A 6240-nucleotide genomic window follows, 5' to 3' on the forward strand; every position below is an offset into this window, starting at 1 on the left:
GGGCAAGCCCCTTCTGCGAACCCTGCGAAAGCCTGAAGCGCGCGCTCAAGCCGTCTTCTGCGTCACCAATCCCAGTTCATCGATCATCGCCTGGCGCATCAGGTATTTCTGCGGCTTGCCGGTCACCGTCATCGGCAATTCGGTGCGGAAGCGGATGTAGCGCGGGATCTTGAAGTGGGCGATCTGGCCGGCGCAGAAGGCCTTGATCTCCTGCTCCGTGGTGATCTGGCCGGGCTTCAGCACGATCCAGGCGCACAGCTCCTCGCCGTATTTCGGGTCGGGAATGCCGAATACCTGCACCTCCTTGATCTTGGGGTGGCGATAGAGGAACTCCTCGACCTCGCGTGGATAGACGTTCTCGCCGCCGCGGATGACCATGTCCTTGACCCGGCCGACGATGTTGCAATAGCCCTCGGCATCGATTGTGGCGAGGTCGCCGGTGTGCATCCAGCCGTCGACGTCGATCGCCTCGCGGGTCTTCTGCTCGTCGTCCCAATAGCCCTTCATCACGGAATAGCCGCGCGTGCAGAGCTCGCCCGGCGCGCCAACGGCGACGGTGGCACCTTCCGCGTCGATGGCCTTGACCTCGACATGCGGATGGACGCGGCCGACGGTCGATACGCGCTTTTCCAGGGGGTCGTCGACGCTGCTCTGGAACGACACCGGGCTGGTCTCGGTCATGCCATAGGCGATCGTCACCTCGGCCATATGCATCAGCGACACCACCTTCTTCATCACCTCGATCGGGCATGGCGAGCCGGCCATGATGCCGGTGCGCAGGCTGGTGAGATCGAAGGAGGCGAACTCCGGATGATCGAGCAGGCCGACGAACATTGTCGGCACGCCGTAGAGCGCGGTGCAGCGTTCCGTTGCCACCGCCTTCAGCGTGGCGCCGGCATCGAACCCCTCGCTCGGGAAAACCATGGTCGCGCCCTTGGTGACGCAGCCAATCGTGCCCATCGACATGCCGAAGCAGTGATAGAGCGGCACCGGGATGCACAGCAGGTCGTCGACCGTAAGCCTGATCGCCGCGGTGACGAAATTGCCGTTGTTGACGATGTTGTTGTGGGTCAGCGTCGCGCCCTTCGGCGCGCCGGTCGTGCCGCTGGTGAACTGGATGTTGATGGCGTCGTCCGGTTTCAGCCCGTCGGAGATGCGGTCCAGCTTGTCATGCTCGTCGCGCCCGGCCATTGCCAGCACGTCGGCGAAATTGAACATGCCCGGCGAATTCTCCTCGTCCATGCGGATGACGGTCTTCAGCGCCGGCAGTCTGTTGGCGTCGAGCTTGCCCGGCGCCGCCTTGGCGATCTCCGGCGCCAGCGTCTCGATCATGCCGAGATAGTCGGAGCTCTTGAACTTGGCGGCGGTGACCAGCGCTCGGCAACCGACCTTGTTCAAGGCATATTCCAGCTCGACCAGCCGGTAGGCCGGGTTGATGTTGACCAGGATCAGGCCGATGCGGGCGGTGGCGAATTGCGTCACCAGCCATTCCCAGCGGTTCGGCGACCAGATGCCGACGCGGTCGCCTTTCTCGAGGCCGAGCACCAGGAAGCCGGCGGCGAGCGCATCGACGGTGTCCGACAGTTCCTCCCAGGTAAAGCGCTTGTCCTGCTCGACGAAGACGGCGGCATCGAGCGTGCCGTATCTGCCGACCGTATCGGCAAACAGCGCCGGGATGGTCAGGTTGAGCAACGGCACGCTGCGGTCACCGGAGACATGCGCCGTGCCGTCAACCGGCGCAATGAACGAACCGCCATCGCGCTTGCCGCGCAGGTTGGTTGCATTCTTCAACTCGTCGAGATTGATCGGCATCGCCGTGTCCTCCGCAGACAGCCCGAGCCTATCAGCCCGGCGGGGTGGTGGAAATCCCGTCGATGGTAGGGCTGGGGTTGGAACTCGCCCTGTCAGGGCCGAAAACAAAAAACCCGCCTCGACGGGCGGGTCTTCGGGGCCAATTGGCACCATAGCGAGATTAGTAGCATAGCTGCCGGCACAAAGCAAGAACAAAATTGCTGTACATCAGGAAAATCGCTTCAGGTCGGTGCCGCGGCTAGACCGCTGGATCCAACGTTGGTGGTTGGCAAAGGCCGAGGCGATATCCGATCTCCCCCCTTGCGGGGGAGATGCCCGGCAGGGCAGAGGGGGGTGTGAAGGATCGCCACGCTCGACTTCAGCCATTCCCCAACCCAGGAACGGACGAGGCTCCGATTGGCTGACAGGTCGGCGGGACAGCACCCCCCTCTGGCCTGCCGGCCATCTCCCCCGCAAGGGGGGAGATTGGCAGCTTGGCCGACGGCGCCTGCTCCGCGATCGTCAGCCTGCGTTCACCGACGCCATTCTGCCCGCAATATCGCGCAACACGGCCTCGTCGGCCGAAGCGCGCGTCTTCCTCGACGCGACGAGGCAGGCCTGCGACCGCAGGATGAGGCCGTCGGCGAGCACCTTGAGATGGTTGGCGCGCAAGGTCGCGCCTGACGTGGTGATGTCGACGACGATATCGGCCAATCCGGCCGCCGGCGCGCCTTCGGTGGCGCCGAGGCTTTCGACGATGCGGTAGACCTGGATGCCGTGTTTTTGCGAAAAGAACTGCTGGGTCAGGCGCCAGTATTTGGTGGCGATCCTGAGCCGCCGGCCATGGCGCTGGCGAAAATCGGCGGCGACGTCGTCGAGGTCGGCCATGGTGTCGACGTCGAGCCAGATGTCGGGCACGGCGACGACGACATCGGCATTGCCGAAACCGAGACGGGCAATGATTTCGGCGCGCGACTCGCAATCGGCGAGGTTTTCGCGCAGCAGATCCTCGCCGGTGATGCCGAGATCGACCGAGCCCTGGCCGATTTCGCCGGCGATTTCGGAGGCCGACAGGAACGCTATCTCGACGCCGTCCAGGCCATCGATGCGGGCGCGGTATTTGCGCTCGTCACCCGGCAGGCTGACGGCAAGCCCGGCCTTGGCCAGCACCTCCAGCGCCTGCTCCTTGAGCCGGCCCTTCGACGGCAGCGCCAGCGTGATCATGGCGCCGTCTCCCGCAGCGCTTCGATGCGGTCCAGCCAGACGGAAAAACCGACGCCGGGGATCGGCGTCTTGGCGCCGAGCAGCGTCAGCAGCCGGTCGTAGCGGCCGCCGCCGGCCAGTGGCCGGTCGCCATCCTGCGCCGCGATCTCGAAGACCAGGCCAGTGTAATAATCGAGCGGCCGGCCGAAGGCGGCATCGTAGCTGATTTCAGACATCGGCAGACCGAGGCTTTCGATTGCCGCGGCGCGGGCGGCAAAATTCTCCAGCGCAGTTCCCAGCGAAAGCCCGGCATCGGCGGCAAAACTTGCGAGCGCCCCGGCGGCGCTATCTAGCGGCACGTCGATCGCCAGGAAACCCTTCAAAGCCGCAAATGCCTCGTTCGACAGCCGGACGCTGCGCAGTTCGGCTTTCTCGATCAGCCGCCGCGCAATCTCGGACGGCGAACGCCCGGCCGTTGCCGACAGGCCGGCCTCTTCCATGCCGCCGGCGATATGCGCCGAAAGAGCCTCCAGATCGCCGTCGAGGACAAGCGCTGCCACCGCGCCGGCGATCTGGCTGTTGCGCGGCGGATTGGCGAGGTCGGCAAGCGCCGCTTCCAGCATTGGCGCCGAGCCGAAGGCGCGGGCCAGCCGCATGCGCCAGCCGCGCGGCAGGCCAAGCGCTGCGAGTACCGCTTCGAAAATGGTTTGGTCGCCAAGCGTCACCGCCAGCTCCCGGCCGGGCAGCACCAGCGAAAGCAGCGCATGCGCATCGGCCAGCGAACGCGCATCGGCGGCGGCCGTGTCGCGGTCGCCGAGGTCCTCGATGCCGGCCTGGAAGAATTCGTTGCCGCCCTCGCGGCGCTGGCGAAACACCTCGCCGAGATAGGAATAGCGGCGCGGCGTGCCGGCCTGGCTGGCAATGTGGTCGAGGCAGACCGGAATGGTGAATTCCGGCCGCAGGCAAAGCGTCTGCCCGGTCTCGCTTTCGGTGAGAAAAATCCGCCGGCGCAAATCCTCGCCCGCCATGTCGAGGAACGGATCGGCCGGCTGCAGCACGGCGACCTCGACCGCATGGGTGTTGCGCGCGGCGAAGAGCGTCGCGATATCGGATGCGATGGCGGGGGAGGTCATGGCAGGCGCCCTTCCCTTCTCCCCTTGTGGGAGAAGGTGGATTGGCGCGGAGCGCCAAGACGGATGAGGGGTGCCGGAAGAAATGAGGCGTCGGCGTTCCCTGGAACACCCCTCATCCGTCCGAGCTTCGCTCGGCCACCTTCTCCCACAAGGGGAGAAGGGAGCGGCGCCCTACTTGCCACGCGCCCGCTCCTCGGCCTGCGCCGCCAGTATCTTCTTCACCTCGGCGACCAGATCGCCTTCCGCCACGGTCACCTGCGCCGGCCGTGCGGCGCGCCATTCGGCGTTGTCGGCGATCTCGGCCGACATCTTGGCGCCTTCGATCAGGTCCTTGATCTGCAGCTCGCCCTTGGCGCGCTCGTCGCCGCCCTGAATGATGGCGACCGGGCTGCCGCGGCGGTCGGCATATTTCAGCTGCGCCTTCATGCCGGCGCCGCCGAGATACATTTCGGAGCGGATGCCGGCGGCGCGCAGCTCGGCGACCATCTTCTGGTAGCGGCCGAGGCTTTCCGTATCCTTGTCCATGGTCAGCACCACGACCGGCGCGATGACATCCGAGGTATCGAGCTTGCCGAGGTTCTTCAGCGCCGTCATCAAGCGCGAGACGCCGATGGAAAAACCGGTCGCCGGCACCGGCTCGCCGCGGAAACGCGAGACCAGACCGTCATAACGGCCGCCGCCGCCGACCGAGCCGAAGCGCACGATCTGGCCGTCCTCATTGGGGATCTCGGCCAGCAGCTCAGCCTCGTAGACCGGGCCGGTGTAATATTCGAGGCCACGCACGACGGAGGGGTCGATGCGGATGCGGTCTTCACCGTAGCCGCTTTGTGCGACCATGGTTCTTATCTGCTCCAGCTCTGCAAGGCCCTCGACAAACGGCGCATTCGTTATGCCCAGATGTTCGAGTTTCCTTTCCTCGACAAGATTGCTGAGTCCGGGGTTGATGGATCCCAGTGTCTGGACAATTTTTTCGGGATCGTGCTGCGCCATGACTGTGAAATAGCTGATCACAACGTCGATTTGTGCGTTATCCAGCCCGGCACCTTTGGTGAAATCACCGCTCTCGTCCTTGCGCCCTGCACCCAAAAGCAGGCGCACGCCCTCGACGCCCAACTTGTCCAGCTTGTCGATCGCGCGCAGCACCTGCAGCCGGCGGCCGGCATTCTCCTCGCCGCCAAGGCCGATCGCCTCCAGCACGCCGTCGAGCACCTTGCGATTGTTGACGCGGATGACGTAGTCGCCGCGCTTGATGCCGAGCGCCTCCATCACATCGGCCATCATCATCGCCATCTCGGCGTCGGCGGCGACGCCCGGCGTGCCAACCGTGTCGGCATCGAACTGCATGAACTGGCGGAATCGGCCGGGACCGGGCTTCTCGTTGCGAAACACCCAGCCGGAGCGATAGCTGCGATAGGGCTTCGGCAGGCGTTCGAAATTTTCGGCGACAAAGCGCGCCATCGGCGCGGTCAGGTCGTAGCGCAGCGACAGCCACTGGTCGTCATCGTCCTGGAACGAGAACACGCCCTCGTTCGGTCGGTCCTGGTCGGGCAAAAATTTGCCGAGCGCATCGGTGTATTCGATCAGCGGCTGGTCGACCGGCTCGAAACCGTAAAGCTCAAAGACCGAGCGGATCGTCGCCATCATCTTCTCGACGGCGCGCAGATCGTCGGCGCCGCGGTCGACAAAGCCGCGCGGCAGCCGCGCTTTCATCTTTTCGGATTTGTCGGCCATGGGATGGGTACTCGGTGTTTCGTGGCGCTCCGGGGATCGGTTAAAATAACCGATTTCCACGGCGCGGGTGTCCTAACCGATGCAGCCGGGAGCGGCAAGGGTTTGCGCTTCTTCCTTCTCTCCTTGTGGGAGAAGGTGGCCGAGCGAAGCTCGGTCGGATGAGGGGTGTTCCAGGGAACGCCTGCGCCTCATTTCTTCCAACACCCCTCAACCGTCTCGGCGCTGCGCGCCGATCCACCTTCTCCCACAAGGGGCCTGTTGCGTAATTCGCTGATTGTGATTCTCTGAGGTGGACGGTCTGAGGGAATCGCGATGGCAGTGAAGCAGACGGGCCAGTTGAGCTTGGCGGAGGCTTTTCTAGGCACCAAGCTTGTGGGCGGCA

4 protein-coding genes are annotated in these 6240 nt (G+C 64.8%); all 4 read right to left on the bottom strand.

The features are described 5' to 3' along the window. Positions 1-45 precede the first annotated feature (45 nt). The 4 genes from NKG95_RS09490 to hisS all read right to left on the bottom strand — a co-directional run bounded on the left by NKG95_RS09490 (position 46) and on the right by hisS (position 5858). The gene (locus NKG95_RS09490; protein ID WP_353040528.1) at positions 46-1812 is read right to left on the bottom strand and encodes an AMP-binding protein; all 1767 of its coding nucleotides are present in this window, start codon (positions 1810-1812) and stop codon (positions 46-48) included. Positions 1813-2313: 501 nt separating this feature from the next. After that, positions 2314-3015: an ATP phosphoribosyltransferase gene (gene hisG, locus NKG95_RS09495; RefSeq protein ID WP_353040529.1), complete on the bottom strand. Its 702-nt coding sequence runs from the start codon at positions 3013-3015 to the stop codon at positions 2314-2316. Then, positions 3012-4127: an ATP phosphoribosyltransferase regulatory subunit gene (locus tag NKG95_RS09500; protein WP_353040530.1), complete on the bottom strand. Its 1116-nt coding sequence runs from the start codon at positions 4125-4127 to the stop codon at positions 3012-3014. Before NKG95_RS09500 ends, hisG begins: the two co-directional genes overlap by 4 nt. A gap of 171 nt (positions 4128-4298) precedes the next feature. Further along, on the bottom strand, positions 4299-5858 hold the full coding sequence (gene hisS / locus NKG95_RS09505; RefSeq protein WP_353040531.1) for a histidine--tRNA ligase: 1560 nt from the start codon (positions 5856-5858) through the stop codon (positions 4299-4301). Positions 5859-6240: the final 382 nt, after the last annotated feature.

The organism is Mesorhizobium sp. M1423 (assembly GCF_040317575.1).
GTDB lineage: Bacteria > Pseudomonadota > Alphaproteobacteria > Rhizobiales > Rhizobiaceae > Mesorhizobium.

What these genes read in the sequence shown, in the direction of transcription:
- NKG95_RS09490 (WP_353040528.1), bottom strand. Translation starts at nt 1,812, where the DNA reads ATGCCGATCAATCTCGACGAGTTGAAGAATGCAACCAACCTGCGCGGC.
- NKG95_RS09500 (WP_353040530.1), bottom strand. Translation starts at nt 4,127, where the DNA reads ATGACCTCCCCCGCCATCGCATCCGATATCGCGACGCTCTTCGCCGCG.
- hisS (WP_353040531.1), bottom strand. Translation starts at nt 5,858, where the DNA reads ATGGCCGACAAATCCGAAAAGATGAAAGCGCGGCTGCCGCGCGGCTTT.
- hisG (WP_353040529.1), bottom strand. Translation starts at nt 3,015, where the DNA reads ATGATCACGCTGGCGCTGCCGTCGAAGGGCCGGCTCAAGGAGCAGGCG.